This window comes from Burkholderia sp. Bp8991, assembly GCF_003853795.1.
Taxonomy (GTDB): domain Bacteria; phylum Pseudomonadota; class Gammaproteobacteria; order Burkholderiales; family Burkholderiaceae; genus Burkholderia.
Genome location: NZ_QTQJ01000046.1, coordinates 21,318 through 41,150, shown reverse-complemented (window position 1 = coordinate 41,150; position 19,833 = coordinate 21,318). Strand labels below are relative to the sequence as shown.

Annotated in this window: 19 protein-coding genes; 9 read left to right on the top strand and 10 right to left on the bottom strand. The window is 66.8% G+C overall.

Going from position 1 to position 19,833, the window contains the following annotated elements; genetic code table 11:
• Positions 1-79 precede the first annotated feature (79 nt).
• Positions 80-1,018: a 2-hydroxyacid dehydrogenase gene (locus DIE02_RS32850; RefSeq protein WP_124484613.1), complete on the top strand. Its 939-nt coding sequence runs from the start codon at positions 80-82 to the stop codon at positions 1,016-1,018.
• A 74-nt stretch (positions 1,019-1,092) separates the two neighbouring features.
• Complete coding sequence (locus tag DIE02_RS32845) at positions 1,093-2,478, top strand: MFS transporter (protein ID WP_124484612.1); 1,386 nt, start codon at positions 1,093-1,095, stop codon at positions 2,476-2,478.
• A 33-nt stretch (positions 2,479-2,511) separates the two neighbouring features.
• On the opposite strand, the gene DIE02_RS32840 is transcribed toward DIE02_RS32845, so the two are convergent.
• Complete coding sequence (locus DIE02_RS32840) at positions 2,512-3,480, bottom strand: LysR family transcriptional regulator (protein ID WP_044843298.1); 969 nt, start codon at positions 3,478-3,480, stop codon at positions 2,512-2,514.
• Between the two features lie 366 nt (positions 3,481-3,846).
• Here DIE02_RS32840 and DIE02_RS32830 point away from each other — a divergent pair, with 366 nt between their 5' ends.
• From DIE02_RS32830 to DIE02_RS32815, 4 genes are all read left to right on the top strand, one after another.
• A complete protein-coding gene (locus DIE02_RS32830) occupies positions 3,847-5,022 on the top strand; it encodes an HPP family protein (RefSeq protein WP_124484610.1) in 1,176 nt (391 codons plus the stop codon).
• A gap of 116 nt (positions 5,023-5,138) precedes the next feature.
• Positions 5,139-5,552 carry a MarR family winged helix-turn-helix transcriptional regulator gene (locus DIE02_RS32825; protein WP_124484609.1) on the top strand — a complete coding sequence of 138 codons (414 nt, stop codon included), beginning with the start codon at positions 5,139-5,141 and terminating at the stop codon, positions 5,550-5,552.
• Between the two features lie 30 nt (positions 5,553-5,582).
• Positions 5,583-7,370 (top strand): chloride channel protein, encoded by a 1,788-nt coding sequence (locus tag DIE02_RS32820; protein WP_124484608.1) that lies wholly within the window; start codon positions 5,583-5,585, stop codon positions 7,368-7,370.
• Positions 7,371-7,861: 491 nt separating this feature from the next.
• Positions 7,862-8,194, top strand: a complete 333-nt coding sequence (locus DIE02_RS32815; protein WP_185643516.1) for a hypothetical protein — start codon at positions 7,862-7,864, stop codon at positions 8,192-8,194.
• A gap of 114 nt (positions 8,195-8,308) precedes the next feature.
• On the opposite strand, the gene DIE02_RS32810 is transcribed toward DIE02_RS32815, so the two are convergent.
• Together DIE02_RS32810 and DIE02_RS32805 are read right to left on the bottom strand one after the other, a co-directional pair.
• Positions 8,309-8,629, bottom strand: a complete 321-nt coding sequence (locus tag DIE02_RS32810; RefSeq protein WP_006478890.1) for a pyrimidine/purine nucleoside phosphorylase — start codon at positions 8,627-8,629, stop codon at positions 8,309-8,311.
• 163 nt (positions 8,630-8,792) lie between these two features.
• The gene (locus DIE02_RS32805) at positions 8,793-9,695 is read right to left on the bottom strand and encodes a LysR substrate-binding domain-containing protein (protein WP_044843294.1); all 903 of its coding nucleotides are present in this window, start codon (positions 9,693-9,695) and stop codon (positions 8,793-8,795) included.
• A gap of 198 nt (positions 9,696-9,893) precedes the next feature.
• Here DIE02_RS32805 and DIE02_RS32800 point away from each other — a divergent pair, with 198 nt between their 5' ends.
• The 3 genes from DIE02_RS32800 (at position 9,894) to DIE02_RS32790 (ending at position 13,215) form a co-directional block, all read left to right on the top strand.
• Positions 9,894-11,078 (top strand): M20 aminoacylase family protein, encoded by a 1,185-nt coding sequence (locus tag DIE02_RS32800; protein ID WP_124484607.1) that lies wholly within the window; start codon positions 9,894-9,896, stop codon positions 11,076-11,078.
• A 43-nt stretch (positions 11,079-11,121) separates the two neighbouring features.
• Positions 11,122-12,429 carry an MFS transporter gene (locus DIE02_RS32795; protein WP_124484606.1) on the top strand — a complete coding sequence of 436 codons (1,308 nt, stop codon included), beginning with the start codon at positions 11,122-11,124 and terminating at the stop codon, positions 12,427-12,429.
• Positions 12,430-12,672: 243 nt separating this feature from the next.
• Positions 12,673-13,215, top strand: coding sequence for a cysteine hydrolase family protein (locus DIE02_RS32790; RefSeq protein WP_124484605.1), 543 nt, complete (start codon positions 12,673-12,675; stop codon positions 13,213-13,215).
• Positions 13,216-13,266: 51 nt separating this feature from the next.
• On the opposite strand, the gene DIE02_RS32785 is transcribed toward DIE02_RS32790, so the two are convergent.
• The 7 genes from DIE02_RS32785 to DIE02_RS32755 form a co-directional block, all read right to left on the bottom strand.
• The gene (locus DIE02_RS32785; RefSeq protein ID WP_124484604.1) at positions 13,267-13,767 is read right to left on the bottom strand and encodes an AAA family ATPase; all 501 of its coding nucleotides are present in this window, start codon (positions 13,765-13,767) and stop codon (positions 13,267-13,269) included.
• Positions 13,768-13,785: 18 nt separating this feature from the next.
• Positions 13,786-14,244 (bottom strand): NUDIX domain-containing protein, encoded by a 459-nt coding sequence (locus tag DIE02_RS32780; protein WP_185640851.1) that lies wholly within the window; start codon positions 14,242-14,244, stop codon positions 13,786-13,788.
• Between the two features lie 412 nt (positions 14,245-14,656).
• Positions 14,657-15,760 (bottom strand): porin, encoded by a 1,104-nt coding sequence (locus tag DIE02_RS32775; RefSeq protein WP_124484602.1) that lies wholly within the window; start codon positions 15,758-15,760, stop codon positions 14,657-14,659.
• Positions 15,761-15,826: 66 nt separating this feature from the next.
• Positions 15,827-16,246 carry a DoxX family protein gene (locus DIE02_RS32770; RefSeq protein WP_124484601.1) on the bottom strand — a complete coding sequence of 140 codons (420 nt, stop codon included), beginning with the start codon at positions 16,244-16,246 and terminating at the stop codon, positions 15,827-15,829.
• Positions 16,247-16,424: 178 nt separating this feature from the next.
• The gene (locus DIE02_RS32765) at positions 16,425-17,702 is read right to left on the bottom strand and encodes a cytochrome c (protein ID WP_124484600.1); all 1,278 of its coding nucleotides are present in this window, start codon (positions 17,700-17,702) and stop codon (positions 16,425-16,427) included.
• Between the two features lie 2 nt (positions 17,703-17,704).
• Positions 17,705-19,324: a GMC family oxidoreductase gene (locus tag DIE02_RS32760; RefSeq protein ID WP_124484599.1), complete on the bottom strand. Its 1,620-nt coding sequence runs from the start codon at positions 19,322-19,324 to the stop codon at positions 17,705-17,707.
• Entirely contained in the window at positions 19,324-19,830 is a 507-nt protein-coding gene (locus DIE02_RS32755; protein ID WP_044843286.1) for a sugar dehydrogenase complex small subunit, read from the bottom strand. Before DIE02_RS32755 ends, DIE02_RS32760 begins: the two co-directional genes overlap by 1 nt.
• Positions 19,831-19,833 lie beyond the last annotated feature (3 nt).

Sequence of the window (19,833 nt, the reverse complement as noted above, 5' to 3'; positions counted from 1 at the left end):
TAGACCGATATCGATTCGATTCCTATACTCGGTTGCACCTGATGCGCGGCCCGCGCCGCGCACGCCGACCGAGACCCTCATGACCATCGACCTTCTGCTCACCCAGCCGCTTCCCGACATCATCGACGCCGAACTGTCCGCCCGCTACGCGGTGCATCGGCTGTATGCGGCCGACCAGCCCGACGCGCTGCTCGATCGCGTCGCATCGCGCATCCGCGGCGTCGTCACGGGCGGCGCGAACGGGTTGCCGGCCGCGTTGATGGCGCGGCTGAGCGCGCTCGAGATCATCGCGATCAACGGCATCGGCACTGACGCCGTCGATCTCGAGCTCGCCCGCGCACGCGGCATTCACGTGACGACGACGCCCGACGTGCTGACCGACGACGTCGCCGACATGGCGCTGGGGCTGATCCTGATGACGCTGCGCGACCTCGGCGCCGGCGAGCGCATCGTGCGCGCCGGCCGCTGGGGCAAGGTGGCGCAGCCGCTCGCGACGCAGGTGACGGGCAAGCGGCTCGGCATCGTCGGCCTTGGCCGCGTAGGACGTGCGATCGCGCAGCGCGCGCAGGCGTTCCGGATGCCGGTCAGCTATTTCGGCCCGCGCGAACACCGCGACAGCGGCTATCGCTACGTGCCCGACCTCGCCGCGCTCGCGCGCGACAGCGACGTGCTCGTGCTCGCGGCGTCCGCCGATCACGGCAACGTGCTCGTGACCGCCGACGTGCTCGCCGCGCTCGGTAGCAAAGGATTCCTGATCAACGTCGCGCGCGGCAAGCTCGTCGACGAAGCCGCGCTCGTGCGCGCGCTCGCAGAAGGCACGATCGCCGGCGCGGGGCTCGACGTGTTCGCCGACGAACCTCGCGTGCCGGCCGCGCTGCTCGAACTCGAGCGCGTCGTCGTGCAGCCGCACCGCGCGAGCGCCACGCACGAGACACGCGAACAAATGGGCCGGATCGTGCTCGCCAACCTCGCCGCGTGCTTCGCGGGCCAGCGGCCGCCGACGAGCGTTACAGGCTGACCGCCGCACGCCCCTCCCCGACCAAGACAACATCCAATGAAACGCCTCCGTACGCCGGAGGCCAGGAGACTCGCATGCCCAATCGATCCAGCGGCGGCGCAGCCGTCGCCGCCTCTTCCACCTCTCCCGCCTCATCCACAGCGTCGCGCCCGATCGGCCGCGTCCGTTACACGGTCCTCGCGCTGATCTTCGCCGTCACCGTCGTCAACTATGCGGACCGCGCGACGATGTCGATCGCCGGTACCGGCGTCGCGCACGCCCTCGGGCTCACGCCCATGCAGCTCGGCATCGTGTTTTCCGCGTTCGCGTGGGCCTATGCACTCGGCCAGATCCCGGGCGGCTGGCTGCTCGACCGTTTCGGCGCGCGCCGCGTGTATGGCCTGAGCCTGCTGCTGTGGTCGATCTTCACGATGCTGCAGGGCACGGTCGGCTGGTTCGCCGTGCAGGGGGCGGCCGCGACGCTCGCGCTGTTCGCGATGCGCTTCATGCTCGGCCTGGTCGAATCGCCGGCGTTCCCGGCCAATTCGCGGATCGTCGCGTGCTGGTTTCCGACCGCGGAGCGCGGCACCGCATCCGCACTGTTCAACTCCGCGCAGTACATGGCCGTCGTGCTGTTCACGCCCGCGATGGCGTGGCTCACGCACGCGCTCGGTTGGGAACACGTGTTCCTGTGGATGGGGATGCTCGGTGTCGCGCTGTCGGCGCTCTGGTTCGCGTGGTATCGCGAGCCGCACGGCCATCCGCGCGTGAGCAACGCCGAGCGCGACTACCTGCGCGCGCACGGTGCGCTCGTCGATCTCGAAGCGAACCGCGTCCGCGAGCGCTCGCGCCTATCGTGGCGCGACGCGTCGCAGCTGTTCCGCCACCGCAACCTGTGGGGGATCTACATCGGCCAGTACTGCATCACCGCGCTCACCTACTTCTTCATCACGTGGTTCCCGATCTACCTGATCAAGGGGCGCGGGATGACGATCATGGAAGCCGGCTGGGTGGCCGCGCTGCCGGCGCTCTGCGGCTTCACGGGCGGCGTGCTCGGCGGCGTGCTGTCAGACTGGCTGATCCGGCGCGGCGTGCATCCGTCGCGCGCCCGCAAGACGCCGTTCGTCGTCGGGATGGCGCTGGCGACGCTGCTCGTGCTCGCGAACGGCGCGTCGTCGAATGCCGTCGTGATCGCGCTGATGACGATCGCGTTCTTCGGCAAGGGGCTCGCGGCGGTCGGCTGGGCCGTGCTCGCCGACACCGCGCCCGAAGGGATGGTCGGCCTGAGCGGCGGCGTGTTCAACGGTCTCGGCAACCTCGCGGGGATCGTCACGCCGCTCGTGATCGGCTACTTCGTCGCGCACACGGGCTCCTTCGCGGGCGCACTGTGGTTCGTCGCCGCGCACGGGCTGCTCGGCATCGCCGCCTACGCGTGGCTCGCCGGCCGCTTCGAACGGATTCGCGTCACGCCGGACGCGTGATACCGGGCGCCGCCGGGCGTGCGACCGGCGGCATCAGGCGCGCTGGCGGCTGCCCGGCATCGGCTCGACCGCAAGCCGGTCGAGTTCGCGCAGGTCGTTCTCCAGCGCGGGCGTGAGCGTCGTGCGCAGATGGTCGAGGAAGGTGCGGATCTTCGCATCGAGATAGCGGCGCGTCGCATAGACCGCGTACACGCTGACGGTCTGCAACCGATACTCGGGCAGCACGCGGATCAGGCGCCCCGCGCGCAGGTCGTCGAGCACCGTATACAGCGCGACGCACGCGATGCCGCGCCCCGCCCGCACCGCGACGCACAGCGCATCCGGCACGTTGACCTGGAACGGTGCCGGCTGCAGTTCGTAGACGGTCTCCTCGCCGTCGTCGCGCTCGAGCCGCCACTCGCTGGCCGGCGATGCCGGCGTATCGAGGCGCAGGCACACGTGGTTCGGCAGGTCGTCGGGCGTCTTCGGCGTGCCGTGCCGCGCGAGATATTCGCGCGATGCGACCAGCACGCTGCAACTGGTGCCGCAGGTCTGCGCGACATAGCCGGAATCGGGCAGCTGCGACGCGGTCACGATCGACACGTCGTAGCCTTCCTCGACGAGATTCGGCATCCGTTGCGCGAGCGTCAGCTCGACCGACACGTCCGGGTTGTCTTCCTGGTAGCGCACGATCGACGACACGACATGACTCTGCCCGAGCCCCGTCATCGCATGGATCCGCATCTTGCCGCTCGGCCGCAGCAGCGCATTGCGGGCCTCGGCGTTCGCGTAGTCGAATTCGGCGAGGATCGATTTCGCACGCTCGAAGTAGCGCTCGCCGCTTTCGGTGAGGCCGAGATGGCGCGTCGTGCGATGCAGCAGGCGCGTCTGTACGTGGGCTTCGAGGTTCGACACCGCGCGTGACACCTGCGCGGTGGTCGCATCGATTTCTTTGGCGACCGCGGTGAAACTGCCGGCTTCGACAACGCGCACGAACAGGCGCATGTTTTCGAGCATGTCCATTGAATTGGCTTGGGGAGTGTCGGTGGGGAAACGTCGGCGGCGCTCGCGTCAGACGGGAATCGGGGCGTGCGCGCGAACCACGCGCAAGCGATCGCCATGCCGGGGAACGGGCGGGAGAGCGGGCATCGCGTGCGTGGTTGTGGCGTATCGGGGAATTCGGTGGCCCGAATTGTACGCCGCTGCAGACAAATTTGCGCGGTCGCAGGGCAGTCAGGCTTTCATCCGATGAAAGGTTCCTGCAAGACGGATGCGGCGCGCGCAGGCAACGCGTTGATGCAGCGCGACAATTTATATCACGACGCGATATAATTCCCGACGTCCTCGCGCTGCGTCATGCGCATCGTCATGTTTACCGCTCAATCGTCCATGTCGTCAGGCTCCTCCCCGTCGCGCCGCACCTTCCGCCAATGGCTGCACAGCTTCATTCCCCATCCGATGACGCTCGGCTGGCGCGAGCGCATGCGCTCGTGCGCGGGCGCGCTCGTCGGGATCGCGACGGTCGGCGTCACGATGCGGCTGCTGCCCGGCGTGCCGGGCCTCGTGCCGCTGCTCGTCGCGCCGATGGGCGCGTCGGCCGTGCTGCTGTTCGCGGTGCCCGCGAGTCCGCTCGCGCAGCCCTGGTCGATCATCGGCGGCAATCTGGTGGCGGCGACCGTCGGCGTCGCCTGCGCGCAGTGGATCGCCGATCCGATCACGGCCGCCGCGGTCGCGGTCGCCCTCGCGATCGGCGGCATGTTCGCGCTGCGCTGCGTGCACCCGCCGTCGGGCGCGGTCGCGCTGACGGCCGTGCTCGGCGGCCCGGCGATCCACGCGCTCGGCTTGCGCTTCGTGGTCGAGCCGATCGCACTGCAATCGGCGATCCTGCTGTCGGCCGCGCTCGTGTACCACGCGCTGACGGGCCACCGCTATCCGCACGGCGGCGTGCGCAACGACGCGAAGCCGCAAGGCGGCAGCGCCGCGCCGGCACGCGGCGGCTTCACGCGCGCCGATCTCGACGCCGCGCTGAAGCGCCGCGGCGAATGGTTCGACGTCGACCCGGACGACCTCGAAATGCTGCTGCGCGAAACCGAGATGCAGGCCTATGCGCGCACGTTCGGCCGGCTCACGTGCGCCGACCTGATGACGAAGAACGCGATCGAAGTCGCGCCGTCGACGTCGGTCACGGCCGCGCTGACGCTGCTCGACCGCCATCGCGTGAAGGCGCTGCCCGTCGTGGACGGCAGCGATCGCCTGGTCGGCATCGTCACGCGCGCCGACCTCACGCGCCCGTTGCGCCGCCCGGTCCCGCTGTGGCGGCGGCTGGCCGCGCAGCTGCCGCAATCGTTCGGCGGCCGGCCGCCCAGCGTCGCGACCGTGATGACCCGCGACGTCGCATCCGTGCCGCAGACCATGCCGATCACGGCGCTGGTGCCGCTGTTTACGCATTCGGGCCATCACCACATCCCGGTCGTCGACGCATCGCGCCGGCTCGTCGGCATCATCACGCAGACGGATCTCGTCACCGGCCTGTACCGCCAGACGCAGATGCTCGAAGCCGCGTAACGCGGACGCTCAACGGGCCGACGACAGCGTAATGTATCTATTTCGCTGAAATTCGGCCATTTATATCATATTGTGATATATTTCACGTTACCGAAACTGCTGCCCGACCGACCGCAATGACCGATACCCGACGCGCGCTGACCAAAAGCGATTTCCAGCAACTGTCCGAGTTCCGCTACCAGATGCGCCGTTTCGAGCGCTTCTCCGAACGCGCCGCGCAAAGCGAAGGCGTGACGCCGCTGCAGTACCTGCTGCTGCTGCACATCAAGGGCTATCCGCACCGCGAATGGGCCACCATCGGCGAGCTCGCGGAACGCCTGCAGGCGCAGCATCACGGCGTCGTTGCGCTGGTGACGCGCTGCGAGGCACTCGGGCTCGTGAAGCGCAAGACGAGCGAAGCGGACCGCCGGCAGGTCGAGGTCCACCTCGAGGAAGCCGGCGAGACGCTGCTCGCCCACCTCGCGGCCATGCATCGCGCGGAACTGAAATCGCTCAAGGGCACGTTCCAGGTTCCGCAGATCAATAACTGACCCCGGCTTTACCGACCTATCCTCACGCCGATGAACGCACCGCACAAACGCGACTTCTCGACCAACGAACGCCTGCCCAGGATCGCGTTGCTCGCTGCCGGGATCGGCTTGCTCGGCACGCTGGCGGCGTTCGTGCTGTCGAGCCTGATCCACCTGTTCACGAACCTGTTCTTCTTCCAGCAGTTTTCGTTCGCCGACCGTTCGCCCGCGCACCACACGCTCGGCGCATGGGTGATCGTCGTGCCGGTGATCGGCGGGCTGATCGTCGGGCTGATGGCGCGCTTCGGTTCGGAGAAGATCCGCGGCCACGGCATTCCCGAAGCGATCGAGGCGATCCTGTTCGGCAAGAGCCGCATGTCGCCGAAGGTCGCGATCCTCAAGCCGCTGTCGTCGGGTGTCGTGATCGGCAGCGGCGGCCCGTTCGGCGCCGAAGGCCCGATCATCATGACGGGCGGCGCGCTCGGCTCGCTGATCGCGCAATGCGTGCACGTGACCGCCGCCGAGCGCAAGACGCTGCTCGTCGCGGGCGCGGCCGCCGGCATGACCGCCGTGTTCGGCACGCCGGTCGCCGCCGTGCTGCTCGCGGTCGAACTGCTGCTGTTCGAATGGCGTCCGCGCAGTTTCCTGCCGGTCGCGCTCGCCTGCGCGGTCGCCGGTTTCGCCCGCGCCGTGTTCTTCGGAGTCGACCCGCTGTTTGCGCTGACCACGGCACCGCCGACGCCCGTCGCGCTGCTGTCGTGCATCGTCGCGGGCCTGCTGTCGGGCGCGCTCGCGTGCGGCCTGTCGGCCGCGCTGTACCGCGTCGAGGACACCTTCGCGAAGCTGCCGGTGCACTGGATGTGGTGGCCGGCGCTCGGCGCGATCGTGATCGGCATCGGCGGCTGGCTCGAGCCGCGCGCGCTCGGCGTCGGCTACGACGTGATCGGCGACCTGCTGCACCAGCACATCGCGCTGAAGATCGCACTCGCACTATTGACCGTGAAGGCCGTGATGTGGGTGATCGCGCTCGGCTCCGGCACGTCCGGCGGTGTACTCGCCCCGCTGCTGATGCTCGGCGCGGGCCTCGGCACCGTGCTGTCGCCGGTGCTGCCCGGCGGCGATCCGGCGCTGTGGCCGCTCGTCTGCATGGCCGCGACGCTCGGCGCCACGCTCGGTGCGCCGCTGACCGCGATCGTGTTCGCGTTCGGCCTCACGCACGACGCGAACGCGCTGCTGCCGCTGCTCGCGGCGACGCTCGTCGCGCACGGCTTCGCGACCGTCGTGATGAAGCGTTCGATCATGACGGAAAAGATCGCGCGCCGCGGTTACCACATCTACCGGGAATACGGCGTCGATCCGCTCGAACGCCATGACGTGGCCGAGGTGATGACGCCGGCCGACGATCTCGTCTCGATCGACGGCGGCACGACGCTCGACGCCGTCGAGTCGCAGTACTTCGGCGCGAAGCAGACGCACCGTGCGTACCCCGTCGTGCAGAACGGCCGCCTGCTCGGTCTCGTCGATCGTGCGACGCTCGACGCGCAGCGTGCGCAAGCCGGTCCCGGCGCGGCGCTCGCGAACGCATTCATCGATCGTGCGCCGGCCGTCGCGCACGCGCACGAAACGTGCCGCGTGGTCGCGTCGCGGCTCGCGATGTTCGGCCTCGAACGCCTGCCGGTCGTCGACGATCCGCAATCGCTGCGCATCATCGGCATCGTGTCGCGCAGCGACCTCATCAAGCCCGCGCTCCAGCACTTCGACGACGAACACAAGCGCGAACGCTTCCGCCCGGTCGTGCCTGTCAACCTGCGCGACGCCGGTGCACGCAAGGGCAGCTGATACCTACCGCGCGCTTCACCGTCCCCGCCGTTCCGGATCGACGCGCACCCTACGCGCCGGTTCGCATTCCGCCGCGTCCGGCGTTTAAACTTGGTTGACAATTCATCGGACGAAAGTTTGTCATCATGGTGCTCATGCGACGGGGCCACCGTTTCAGCCATTCCACTTCGTCATCCAATAAAGAAGCGTCGCGGCGCGACATGCAGATACATGCAGCACGCCGCGGCCGTCAATCCGCCACACCACAGGGCAGCGAGCCGACCTCACGACGCATGATGTCGTCGCCGCGTCCCCGCCTCCACGCGGGCCGTGCGCGACCCATGCCGCATCGCAACAGAACGGACAGCATCCGGGTTGTCGTTTGGCAAGCGTGTTAACAACTTGTTTCGGAATCGCCGGAACCGCATTTGTCCGATGCAATCTCACAAGAACGCAGTTCAAGTTCTGCTGCGCATCCCGCTCAATCAATCACGACTCGAGGGAGATAAAACGTGAACGTGAAATACTTACCGCTCATCGCATTGACCGTGGCAATTTCCGCACACGCAGCCGATCCGGCCATGCAGAACGTGGGGCAAAGCCAGAAGTCCGCGGAGGACGTGTCGGCGTGCATCGCAAAGACCTGGGCCGACAAGTCGCAGCAACAGGTGGTCACGCAGAACGTGCTCGCCAACGGCCTCGCGACCGATGTCTACGTACCGGGCCAGCAACCGCCGAACGGCGCGGCCGCGATGGTTCGTCCGGCGTCGAAGCCGGGCGCGAAGACGTGGGTCGGCATGCGTGGCGACGCCGCTTCCGCGGGCGACATCAACGCCTGCCTGTAAGCACCGCGCCGGACGGCAGCGCGCCGTCCGAATACGAGAAAGCCCCGCTTCGGCGGGGCTTTCTGCTTTCAGCGCGCCGGCCGCGCGCATGGGTTGCGGCCGGTGCTCATGCGCTTACAGGTAGCTGCAGACGTAGTCGAGCGTCTCGAGCACTTCGATGTCGAAGCGGCTCTTGCCCGGCACCGAGAACGACTCGCCGGCGCCGTAGGTTTGCCATTCGCTGCTGCCGTCGAGCTTCACGCGGCACTTGCCGGCCTGCACTTCCATCAATTCGGGCGCGTCCGTGCCGAAGTTGAGCGCGCACGGCAGGATCACGCCGAGCGTCTTGCGCGTGCCGTCCGGGAAGAGCACGGTATGCGACACGCACTTGCCGTCGAAATAGACGTTCGCGCGCTTGACGACCGATACGTTGTCGAATTGGGTTGCACTGGTCATGTGATGCCTCTGATTGCTGGATGCCGGATGGCGTGTTGTCGGAAGCCGGCCGGAACGGCGGGCCGGCCGCTATGATACCGGCTCGCGGCGAGCGCGCCGCGAGCGGGAATGGTCCGCGGTGTGCGGCAGATGTTCAGGATCACTACGCGATGCATTGCCCGACTCATCGGAGCCCCTTGCGCCGCGCGGAATCGCGCAGGCAGTCGAGCAGCATCGACGCGGCCGGCGTGAGCGGGCTGTCGCGACGCGTGACGACCTGCACGGACACGCCGGGCAGCCGCTCGCGGATCGGCAGCACCGCGAGCTGGTCGCGCGCCCACTCGCCCTGCAGCAGCTGTTCGGGCATCGACGCGATCAGGTCGCAGCCCGTCATCAGGCTGTGCGCGAGCCCGAAGCTCGGGCATTCGACGACCCGCTGCGGCACCGGCAGCCCGTACGCGACGAACGAGTTGAACAGCACCTGGGTCGAGCTTTCCGGCGACGGATTCATCAGCCAGTCGGCCTCGACGAGATCGGCCAGCGACGTGGCCGATGCGAGCGGATGCCCTTTGCGCGCGACGATCAGCGATCGGCTCGCATAGAGTTCCGCGTGGTCGAACTCGGCCGCCAGCAGTTCGGGCACGACGACGGCGACCGCGAAATCGAGCGAGCCGTCGTGCAGCCGCGGCAGCGCGACGCCGGGAAACCCTTCGATCAGATTGACGCGCGCGACCGGAAAGCGCCGCCGGAACGCGCGAAACGCGTCGGGCAGGATCGTCACCGCCGCAGCCGGCGTGATCGCCGCCGCGACCGAGCCCGTCATCGCGCCCTGCGCCTGCTCGATATCGTCGCGCGCCCGCTGCATCTCGGCGACGATCAGCCGCGCGCGCACCTGCAGCTGCTGGCCGAACGCGGTGAGTTGCACGCCGCGCGCGGTGCGCACGACGAGCGACACGCCGAGCGCGATCTCCAGCTCCTTTACCGCCTTCGTCAGCGCCGCCGGCGACACGTTCAGGCGCCGCGCGGCCGCGCGGATGCTCCCTTCGTCCGCGACGGTGACGAACGCTTTCAGCTGATGGTATTTCATGGCGGCATGCGTGATTCGTGGAAACCCGACGCCCGGCCACGCGCAGCGGATCAGGGTATTCCCGAGCGGCAACCGGTGGTGAGCACCAAAGCAATTTAGCAGCTTCTGGTACCCGACAGAAATTTATATGCTTGGCCGTCATATGTGCGTCAAACGCCCACCGGCCCCACCTGCCTCACCTGCTCCACAGGAGACACCATGCTGCAAGCCGTGAACCCCGTCATCCCCGGCATCGCCGCGATCGCCCCCGACCTGATCGACGTGCGCCGCCGCATCCACGCGCATCCGGAGCTCGCGTTCGAGGAAACGCTGACCAGCGATCTCGTCGCCGAGTTGCTCACGGGGTGGGGCTATGAAGTGCATCGCGGCATCGGCAAGACGGGCGTCGTCGGCGTGCTGCGCGAAGGACAAGGCACGCGCACCGTCGGCCTGCGCGCCGACATGGACGCGCTGCCGCTCGCCGAAGCCACCGGCCTGCCGTACGCGAGCCGCCACGCAAACAAGATGCATGCATGCGGTCACGACGGCCACACCGCGATGCTGCTGTGCGCGGCGCGCCACCTCGCCGCCACGCGCCAGTTCTCCGGCACGCTGAACCTGATCTTCCAGCCGGCCGAGGAAAACTTCGGCGGCGCGAAATCGATGATGGACGACGGCCTCTTCGAGCGCTTCCCGTGCGACGCGATCTTCGCGATCCACAACATGCCGGGCCGCGCCGCCGGCGACATGGCGTTCCGCGCCGGTGCCGCGATGGCGTCGGCCGACCGCGTGACGATCACGCTGCGCGGCGTCGGCGGACACGGCGCGATGCCGCACTTCGCGCGCGACCCGATGTCGGCCGCGGGCAGCATCATGGTCGCGCTGCAGACGATCGTCGCACGCGAGGTCGATGCGCAGCATGCGGCCGTGATCACCGTCGGCAGCGTGCAGGCCGGCGAGACTTTCAACATCATTCCGGAAACCGTCGTGATGAAGCTGTCGGTGCGCGCGCTGGACGCCGACGTGCGCGCGCTGCTCGCACGCCGGATCGAGGCGCTCGCGAAGGGCCAGGCGGAAAGCTTCGGCATCACGGCGGAAGTCGACTACGACTACGGCTATCCGGTCCTCGTGAACCATCCCGAACCGACCGCATTCGCGGCCGACATCGCCCGCCAGATGCTCGGCGCCGATCGCGTCGAAACCGAGGCCGCGCCGCTGATGGGCAGCGAGGACTTCGCCTACATGCTCGAAGCACGCCCCGGCTGCTATGCGTTCATCGGCAACGGCATCGGCAGCAAGGGCGGCTGCATGGTGCACAACCCCGGCTACGACTTCAACGACGACATCCTCGCGATCGGCGCGAGTTACTGGGTCCGCGTCGCCGAAGCCTGGCTCGCGGCCTGACGGCCCTTCATCACGCAGTTCCGCGCCTTAGCAGGGGAACCTCATGGAAACGTCCGCCCTTCCGTTCGCCGGCTCGCCGGCCGATGCCCGCGCCGCCGCGAAGAAACGCCGCCTGATCGCGGCCGCCGCGGTCGGCAACGCGCTCGAGTTCTACGACTTCACGGTCTACAGCTTTTTCGCGATCCTGATCGGCAAGCTGTTCTTCCCGGTGCACTCGTCGTTCGGGCAATTGATGCTCGCGGTCGCGAGCTTCGGCGTCGGCTTCGTCACACGCCCGCTCGGCGGCCTCGTGATCGGCATGTATGCCGACCGCGCCGGCCGCAAGAAGGCGATGATCCTGACGCTGTTGCTGATGGCGCTCGGCACCGCGACGATCGCGATCGCGCCGACCTTCGCGCAGATCGGCCTCGCCGCGCCGCTGCTGCTCGTGCTTGCGCGCCTGTTGCAAGGGTTTGCATCGGGTGGCGAAGTCGGCGCGTCGACGACGCTGCTGCTCGAACAGGCGCCGCAGCATCGCCGCGGCTTCTACGCGTCGTTCCAGTTCTCGAGCCAGGGGCTCGCCGCACTCGCCGGGGCGCTCACCGGCGTCGCGCTGACGTCGACGCTCAACGCCTCGCAGCTCGAGAGCTGGGGCTGGCGCGTGCCGTTCATCATCGGCACGCTGTTCGTGCCGCTCGGCTACTGGCTGCGCCGCACCGTCGAGGAAGTGCCGGCCGCCGCGCACGACGAACCGGTCGCGTCGCTGCCGCTCGCCGACGTGCTGCGCCATCACGGCAACGCCGTGTTCGCCGGTCTCGGCGTGACGATCGGCGGCACGTCGATCCACTACATCATCGTGTTCTACATGGCGATCTACGGCGTGCAGGTGCTGCACCTGCCGACCTGGCTGTCGATGACGGCCGGCTGCGTCGCCGGCGCGATCCTGATGCTCGTGACGCCGATCGGCGGGCACCTGTCCGACGTGTTCGGCCGCAACCGGATCGTCTGGTGGACGCGCATCGTGCTGATGGCCGCGATCTATCCCGCGTTCATCGCGCTGAACCGCTGGCCGGGCGCCGCGTCGCTGCTGTCGATCATCGCCGCGCTGTCGATCGTGCACGCGATCAACATCGGCGCGACGGGTGCGATGCTCGGCGAGCTGTTCCCGCGGGCGGTGCGGGCGACCGGCGGCGCGCTCGTGTACAGCGTGGGCGTCGCGATCTTCGGCGGCTTCGCGCAGTTCTTCGTCACGTGGCTGATCGCGGCGACCGGCAATCCGAATGCGCCCGCGTGGTATGCGATCGGCTGCGGCGTGTTGACGCTGCTCGCCATTCGTTGCATGGACGAGAAGGCCGGGAAGGCGCTCGATTGAGCGGCGACCGGTGCACGGTGTGTGGCGTGTCATTGACGCGGCGCACGCGCATCGGGCATGATCGTTCCATGCACCACGCCGCGACCACCCTTTCGACGACCACGCGCACGACCGCCTTCGGCGGGCCCGTGCGGCGAGTACGCGCAAGGTCGTAGCGTCCTTCACCGATTTCCACAGGCCCCGCCGGTTCCGGACGGGGTCTCGTCGTTTCTCCGTCCGCACCGGCCTTTCAGGAGAAACGCGATGTCCGAAGCCCCATCCCCGAAACGTGCGCTGCTCGTCGTCGACATGCAAGTCGGGTTGTTCCATGGCCCCGAACGTCCGCATGACGGCGAACGCGTGCTGGCCAACGTCAACCGGCTGATTCGCCGCGCGCACGAAGCCGGCGCGCCCGTCTTCGCCGTGCGCCACACCGGCCCGGCGGGTTCGCCGATCGCGCCCGATGCGCCGCTCGCCGCATTGCTGCCGGCGCTCGCGATCGATACGGCACGCGACATCGTGTTCGACAAGACCCGGCCGAGTTGTTTCGCGGGCACGCGGCTCGCCGAATGGCTGCACGCGGCCGGAATCGGCGAGATCGTGATTGCGGGGATGAAGACGCAGTACTGCATCGACACGGCGTGCCGCGCGGCCACCGATCTCGGCTTTCGCGCCGTGCTCGTCGCCGATGCGCATACCTGCATGGATACGCCCGCGTTGCCGGCCGAGCGGATCGTCGCGCATCACAATGCGACGCTCGGCGGGCCGTTCGCGACGTTGACGACGACCGAGGCATGCGGGTTCTGACGCTCGACGCCGGTCAGACTGCGATGCATGAAGGAACGCACTGCAATCGATTCAGCAAAGACCGGCCGCGCGCATTGCTTCGATGCACGATGACGTGTCGCGAACTGAAGCGACTTTCCGCGAGAGCATCACGTCTGCGGACAGAAATTCGCTGAGCCGCTTGTCGAAGTGGAATGAAAACTTGATCAGGTCGACAGTGTTCCGGAAGGTCTCCTTGGGCAACTTGCCGGTCACCGTCGACCAAACGAAACGCTTGATCAAGCGCATCGCTCTCACGCTGAATGAAACCTCCACCCTCAAGATCAGCGAGCACTCGGCGAGCAGCGGATACATCCGCTTGTCGTACGCACCTTCGACAAACCAGCAGCCCTGCTTGAGGATTTTTTCAATGGCCTTCGCCATCGTCTCATCTGAGTTCTTCACAAACTCCGTGCCACTCGTGTCCCAATAAACGTTGTCGAATTCGTACGTGGCGATATTGAACTTGCGCGCCAATTCCCCGGCGATCGTCGTTTTCCCCGCGCCCGACGGGCCTACGATACAAATCCTCATGTATCAGTCTCTGTTCAATCATCCACTCGAATGGTCGCGCATGAAGTGTTTCAGCATGGGGACGAAGAAATCGTGCCCACCGATCAGCGCGAATTCCGCTCCAAAAAGAGGAAGCCACTGGAAGCTGAATTCAATGGGCCCACCACCGGAACCCGGATCGACCTCGAGATGCATCCATTGCGTCCTCATGGCGATAGCGTCACTCAGTGCAACATGCACGACATGCCGGTGCTGAATCTCGCTTCTTCCGAATGCCCTCATCGAGTAGAAGTACTCGCCGAGAACACGCACAACCCGGGCCTCGTCGATACCACTTTCCTCGCGAAGCTCGCGTAGCGCGGCGACTACGGGCATTTCTCCCTGGTTCATCGTGCCGGCAACCACCTGCCTCCCGGCCTCCGGAAACTTGGGTTGCGTAAAAGTGAGCAACCTGTCTCGCCACGTAAGATAGACCAGTACCTTGTTCTTGATTTGCACGATGATTTCTCTGACCGGAACCACCTCAACCCGAAATCCGGAGTCGACTCGGACGATCACGTTTCAGGAATGAGCCAGGACAAGACTATGTGTTGGTTTCCTGGAACTCTACAATGCCTCGATCGGATCTCGACAATCAGTGTTGGCTGCAAGACTGATTGACCAGCGCAACGCTGACGGCGTCGTTATCGCGATTCTCGACTCATGTCGGCTGAAAGATGTCACCGCCGCCGCGCCAAATCGGGCAATAGAGGTAACGCACTCAAGCGTTTGCGGTCCAGCAAAAAATTTGAGCGAGTGCAAATTTTCCGAACGCACTGCATGAGTACCGCAACGATCCGACAAACCCCGCAAACGCGAAAAGGCACGGGCCTTAACCACCCGCGCCTTTTACGCAAACACGCCGCCCCGCTCAGAACGTATGCATCATGCCCACATACGCGCCTGTCTGCGACTCACCCGTCATCGGACTCGTGCCCGAGGTCGCATCGCGCGGCGACGCGAGCAGCGAGAAGTTCGAATTCCCGCCGTTGCGCACGTACGCGACGGTGCCGTACAGGAACGTGCGCTTCGACAGGTTGTACGTCGTGCCGAGCACGTACATGATCGCGTGGCCCGACGGATCGTGCGACGCGTCGCCGCCGCCGTCGCCGACCTTCACGTAATACCCGCCGCCCGTCACCGCCCACTGCGGCGTGGCCGTGTAGGTCGCGCCGAGCCAGTAGTGATCGGCGCGATCGGCGACGCCCGCCGGGCTGTCCGGCGCCTGGTAGTGCGTATACGCGCCCTGGATCTTGAACTTCGACACCTTCACGTTCGCGCCGACGAAATACTCGCGCGACGCGGTGAAGATGTTGCTGAACTTGCCGTTGTTGTCGCGCAGCTCGTCGTAGAGGCCGCGCACGTCAAGCAGCGGCGAGTGATACGAGATCATGATCCCGTCCGAGCGGCCGAAGTCGTCGGCCGCGCCGTAGTTGAAGCCGCGCGACTGGTTGCCGAACGCATACTGCGCCTGCACGTCGAAGCCGCCGATCACCGGGCTGTGATATTCGATGTTGTTGCTGCTCTGCTGCCAGTTGCGGCCGCGCACGAGCGATGCGGACGAAAACGCCTGCTGCACGAACGGATCGAATTCCCACACGCCGTCGCTATCGATGAACAGGTTGCGGCCGGCCTGCAGCTGGCCCCACGTGTCGCTCTTCAGGCCGACATACGCGCGGCGCGACCACATGCGTCCGCCGCCGGTCGTGCCGTTCATCACCTGGAACGCGGTTTCCAGGTTGAAGACCGTCGACATCCCGCCGCCGAGATCCTCGAAGCCCTTCAGGCCGAACATGCTGGTGCCCCAATCGCCGCCTTCCGCGCTCCAGCGCGTCGAACTGCCGCCGGGCGTCGCGATGTGGTTCAGGTATTCGACGCCGCCGTCGATCCGGCCGTACAGCGTCACGCTCGTCTGCGCGAACGCGGCCGCCGGTGCGGCGGCCACGATCAGCGATGCGAAATGTTTGAGTCGCAAAATGATGCCCCCCCTCGAAGTCTCGACCGTCCGGCACACGCCCCATGCGCGCGCCGGCGTTGCCATTTACCCGCGATCGATCGAAAAACGCCCGGGGCCCGCCGCGCAAAGCGCGAGCAGGCCGCCCGAGATCGCGATGTTCTTGTAGAAATGAATCATGTTGTCGATCTGCTCGCCGCCCGTCATCGTCCAGTAGTGGTGGCCGATGAAGCCGGTGCCGATCGTATACAGCGCAAGCAGCAGCGCGAGCGGCCGCGTCTGGAAACCGACGAGGAGCGCGATGCCGGCGAACAGCTCCATCACGACGGCGATCGCCGCCGAAATGATCGGCGCCGGCGCGCCCTCGCTTCCCATGAACGCGATCGTGCCGGAGAAGTCGACGATCTTCTTCCAGCCGAACATCACGAACAGGATCACGAGCAGGATCCGGGACAACAGCAGCAGCACATCGCGCTGGGACGCGAGAAACGGTTGATTCGGTGTCATGGTGTGATCAACGAAAGCGGTACGCGAACCGCGCGCACCGAATTGCCAACGAACCAGGGCGGGCGGCCGCCAAAGCCACCCACCCCGCTCTGCAACAACCGGCATCGGGGCCCGCCCGATGTGCTGTGCCTCCTCTTCTTGTCAGAGTTGCCCTGCCTTTACTGCGTCGTACCCGGCCTCAACGCGCCTTCGCGACGTCCTGCTCGGTCACCTTCGCGGCCGGGTTGCCGAACTGGCCGGTCAGGTAGTTCGTCAGCGCGGCGATCTGCGCATCCGACAGCTCGTTGCGGAACGCGGGCATCCCGACGTCCTCGCTGCCGGCCTTGCGCTGCACGCCGTTCAGGATCACCTGCACCAGGTTCGCCGGATTCGACGCGCCCACCGTCGAGTTGTGGAACAGCGACGGGTAATAACCGTCCGGCGTGCCCTTGCCCTGCATCTGGTGGCACGTCGCGCAGTTGCCGAGATACAGCCGCGCCGGATCGATGCCCGACGACGCCAGTGCGACGCCGCGCAGCTTCAGGCCGTCTTCCGCCGGCTTGCCCCACGACGAGCGCGACTGCTTCGCGTCGCCGTTGGCGACGGCCGGCACCGTACGGATGTACGTCGCGATCGCGCCGATGTCGGCGTCGGTCATCTTCGAGAAGCTGTGCTCGACCGCCTCGGCCATCGGACCGGCCGCCTGCGCGACTCCCGGCACGCTGCCGGTACGCAGGTACTGGACGAGCTGCTGCTGCGTCCAGCCGCCGATCCCCGCGTTCGGGTCGGACGTGATGTTGTAGCCGTCCCAGCCCGCCAGCACCGAGCCCGACAGGAAGCTGCCGCCGGTTTCGTCGAGCGACTTCTCCTGCATCGCGACGCCGCGCGGCGTGTGGCACGTGCTGCAGTGCGCGAGGCCCTGCACCAGGTACGCACCGCGGTTCCACTCGGCGCTCTGCGCCGGCTTCGGCTGGTATGCGCCGTCCTTCAGGAACAGCCAGTTCCAGATCTTCAGCGGCCAGCGCATGCTCAGCAGCGCGGGGATCTCGTTCTTCGGCGGCGCCTGCTTGACCGGTTCGACGCCGTGCATGAAGTACGCGTACAACGCCTGCACGTCGTCGTCGCTGATCTTCGCGTACGACACGTACGGCATCGCCGGATACAGGTTGTCGCCGTTCTTCGACACGCCGTGGCGCACCGCGCGCTCGAAGTCGTCGAACGTCCAGTTGCCGATGCCGGTATCCGGGTCGGGCGTGATGTTGCTCGTGTAGATCTTGCCGAGCTTCGGCACCGGCATCCCGAGGCCGCCGGCGAACGGCTTGCCGCCTTTCGCGGTGTGGCAGGCCATGCAGTCGCCCGCGACCGCGAGATATTCGCCGCGCTTGACCTGCGCGGGGTCGGCCGCATCGGCCGCGCGCACGAGGCCCGGCAGCGCGAGGCAGCCGGCGAGGAGGAAGGTGAGAGTAGATTTCCGCACGGTCAGACTTCCTTCTTCAGCGTGTCGGACATCCGCAGCGCCAGCGCCGCGATCGTCAGCGTCACGTTCACCGTACCGACGGTCGGCATCGTCGAGCTGCTCGAGATGAACAGGTTCGGATGGTCGAACGTGCGGCAGTCCTTGTCGACGACCGAGTCGCGCGCATCCGCGCCCATGATCGTCGCGCCCGTGATGTGGTTGTTCGGCGCGAACTCGTCGTTGAACACGACGTCCGTGCCGCCCAGCACCTTCGCCGCGGTCGCATAGACCTCGCGCGTATGCACGGCGCCGCGCTTCACGTAGTCGTCGATCGCATACGTGATTTCCGGGCGCGGAATGCCGACCGCGTCGGTGGCCGTCTTGCTCGGCACGATGCGGTTCTCGGGCTGCGGCAGGATTTCGTGGAAGCAGTCGAACTGCACGTAGCGCGCGGAGCGGTCGCGGATCTGCGCGTCGAGCTCGTCGGCCTTCATCAGCTTGCCGGCCTTGAAGATCTTCTGCGTCTCCTGGTTGATGCGCGACATGTTCGACAGATGGATCTTCTTCGCGGCTTCGGTCGCGCGGAACGGGCCGTCGCGGAAACCGATCAGCGACGTCATTTCCTGCGGGCCGCGGCCCGGCCACAGCTTCTCGCTCGCGTAGAACGACACGCCCGTGCCCGGGTGGTCCATCAGGTTGCGCCCGACCATGTCGGAACTGTTCGCGACGCCGTTCGGGAAGTCGCGGTTCGCCGACATCAGCAGGATCTTCGGCGTCTCGATGCCGTTCGCGGCCACCACGAAGTACTTGCCCTCGACGCGATGGTCGGCGCCCGTCTTGTCCTTGTAGATCGCGGCGACGATGCGCTTGTCCGGGCCCGTCTCAAGCTTGTACACGACCGCGCTGTCGATCAGCTTCGCGCCGGCCTGCTCGGCCTTCTCGACGTGCACGATGCCGTTGTACATCGCGCCGATCGGGCAGATCGGCATGCAGTTGTTGTTCCCGCAACAAGTCGGCCGGCCGTCGTACGGACGGCTGTTGCGCGCGACCGGCTCGGTCACGACGTGGAACTTCGGGTCATGGCCGTTGAGCGCGCTCTTGATCGTCTGCTCGTTGAACGACAACGGCAGCGGCGGCATCGGGTACGGCTGCTTGCGCGGCGAATACAGGTCTTCCTCGGGGCCGGGGCCCCACACGCCGAGCTCTTCCTCGGCGCGCTGGTACCAATGCTCGAGATCGTCGTACTGGATCGGCCAGTCGCGGCCGACACCGTACACGGTCTTCATCTTGAAGTCGTTCGGGATGAAGCGCCACGCCGACGCGGCCCAGTGCCACGTCGTGCCGCCCACCGCGCGGATGTACTGCGAGTTGAACTTGTGCTCGCCCTTCAGGACCAGGTAGTCGTTCGGCGGGCCGTATTCCGGATGCGGCGCCCACGGGCTCGACGGGTACGGCGCCATGAAGTCGGTCTTGTCGGGCTGGTTGCGGAAGCGTTCGACGATTTCCCAGCGCGGCATGCGCGGGCCTGCCTCGAGCAGGATCACCGACTTGCCGGCCATCGCGAGCTGGTGCGCGACGATCGCGCCCGCGACACCGGACCCGACGACCACGACGTCGGCCTTTTGCGTATCGGTATCGGCCATCAGCCTTGCCTCTCGATCGGTTTTTCGGCCCAGAAGCCGGGTTTATTCGGGCAATACGAAGGAATCACGAGCGTATCGGACACGACGCTGAACATTAATGCTTCTTCGTAGGTAATTACGACGTTGTCGACGATGCCGAGATACCAGGCTTCGAGAATCGACAGCGCGGACGTTTGCTGATCGGGAGTCAACGAACCGGACGCGAGTGCGCCGGCGAGTTGCGACAGACCGTCGGCGGTCTTGAACGAGCCCTTCTGCAAGGCCTGCAGGAAGCGTTCGCCGAGCACGCGGCTCAGCCCTTTCTTGCCTGTCAGTGCTTCGGAGAGCGTCATGAACGTATCGAGCGGCGCGGTGCCGGGATTATCGGCCAGGGCCCGCAACGCCAGCGAGCCGGTGAGGCCCGCCGCCGTCAGCGCCAGTGCGCCCTGCAGCCATTGACGCCGCGTGATGCCGGATGCGGCTGCGTCGCGATCGCGACGCGAGTGGGGGGTGTTGTCGTTGTGCATGTT

Coding starts and splice junctions, on each gene's coding strand:
- DIE02_RS32850 (WP_124484613.1), top strand. CDS start 80: ATGACCATCGACCTTCTGCTCACCCAGCCGCTTCCCGACATCATCGAC.
- DIE02_RS32845 (WP_124484612.1), top strand. CDS start 1,093: ATGCCCAATCGATCCAGCGGCGGCGCAGCCGTCGCCGCCTCTTCCACC.
- DIE02_RS32840 (WP_044843298.1), bottom strand. CDS start 3,480: ATGGACATGCTCGAAAACATGCGCCTGTTCGTGCGCGTTGTCGAAGCC.
- DIE02_RS32830 (WP_124484610.1), top strand. CDS start 3,847: ATGTCGTCAGGCTCCTCCCCGTCGCGCCGCACCTTCCGCCAATGGCTG.
- DIE02_RS32825 (WP_124484609.1), top strand. CDS start 5,139: ATGACCGATACCCGACGCGCGCTGACCAAAAGCGATTTCCAGCAACTG.
- DIE02_RS32820 (WP_124484608.1), top strand. CDS start 5,583: ATGAACGCACCGCACAAACGCGACTTCTCGACCAACGAACGCCTGCCC.
- DIE02_RS32810 (WP_006478890.1), bottom strand. CDS start 8,629: ATGACCAGTGCAACCCAATTCGACAACGTATCGGTCGTCAAGCGCGCG.
- DIE02_RS32805 (WP_044843294.1), bottom strand. CDS start 9,695: ATGAAATACCATCAGCTGAAAGCGTTCGTCACCGTCGCGGACGAAGGG.
- DIE02_RS32800 (WP_124484607.1), top strand. CDS start 9,894: ATGCTGCAAGCCGTGAACCCCGTCATCCCCGGCATCGCCGCGATCGCC.
- DIE02_RS32795 (WP_124484606.1), top strand. CDS start 11,122: ATGGAAACGTCCGCCCTTCCGTTCGCCGGCTCGCCGGCCGATGCCCGC.
- DIE02_RS32790 (WP_124484605.1), top strand. CDS start 12,673: ATGTCCGAAGCCCCATCCCCGAAACGTGCGCTGCTCGTCGTCGACATG.
- DIE02_RS32785 (WP_124484604.1), bottom strand. CDS start 13,767: ATGAGGATTTGTATCGTAGGCCCGTCGGGCGCGGGGAAAACGACGATC.
- DIE02_RS32770 (WP_124484601.1), bottom strand. CDS start 16,246: ATGACACCGAATCAACCGTTTCTCGCGTCCCAGCGCGATGTGCTGCTG.
- DIE02_RS32760 (WP_124484599.1), bottom strand. CDS start 19,324: ATGGCCGATACCGATACGCAAAAGGCCGACGTCGTGGTCGTCGGGTCC.
- DIE02_RS32755 (WP_044843286.1), bottom strand. CDS start 19,830: ATGCACAACGACAACACCCCCCACTCGCGTCGCGATCGCGACGCAGCC.